The organism is Paenibacillus sp. 01T422 (genome assembly GCF_056398785.1).
In genome coordinates, this window is the sequence record NZ_JBFTQB010001459.1 from 1 (window position 1) to 780 (window position 780).

A 780-nucleotide genomic window follows, 5' to 3' on the forward strand; every position below is an offset into this window, starting at 1 on the left:
GACTGCGCCAGATCGTCAGTCAGTTACGGCTGAAGAGAAAGCCGCGCTTATTAAAGGGGTCAGCGAGCTTTTGCTCAACGTTTTGAACAAACCGTTAGAATCTACTTTCGTTGTTATTGAAGAAGTTGACACCGATAATTGGGGTTGGGGTGGGCTGCCTGCCTTGGAGTACCGCAGGAAACTTGCTGAGAAGACGAAGCCATAATTAGCGTTTAGCCGCACACATTGGGCGAGCCCCTTTTCAACGTACACTTGGTGGTAGTACATGATGTAAAAAGTGCAGTAAATTCGCATCTGAACCAGCTATAATTACGGAATGATGTAAAAAGTACATCAAATTTAGAGACATTGCTCTATTTTCGATGGTATCGATGAAATTAACTGCACAAAATGCATGATTATCTCCGAAACCATCGATAATACGGAAATTTGCTGTACTCTTTGCATCAAATTAGAAAATGTCCGGGGCTGATCCCTCAAGGTCTATTGACCTTTTTGGACAGCCCCTTTTTTTCTTAATCGAACATGACGTGTAAGATTTACAATAAATCTAATCCTTTTTTACATCGGGTGAACAAATGAGAGCTAAGATATAGAAGTACACCCGAGAAATTGAAGGAGGACTATTCCATTGAATATCAACACCTACGCGTGGGAAAAAATGATGTCTCAACAGACAATTAAATTGGAACAAGTAATGAAACCTGAAAAAATAAAAATAGAAAATGAAACTAGCTTTTTCACTAAATTGCTGACCAAAAGCATCATTAGTTAATGTAG

At 39.4% G+C, this 780-nt stretch carries 1 protein-coding gene; it reads left to right on the forward strand.

The features are described 5' to 3' along the window. Window positions 1-205 (forward strand): tautomerase family protein (locus AC1DUA_RS39500; RefSeq protein ID WP_477504868.1); only part of this gene is annotated, 205 nt, incomplete at its 5' end. Between the last annotated feature and the right edge of the window lie 575 nt (window positions 206-780).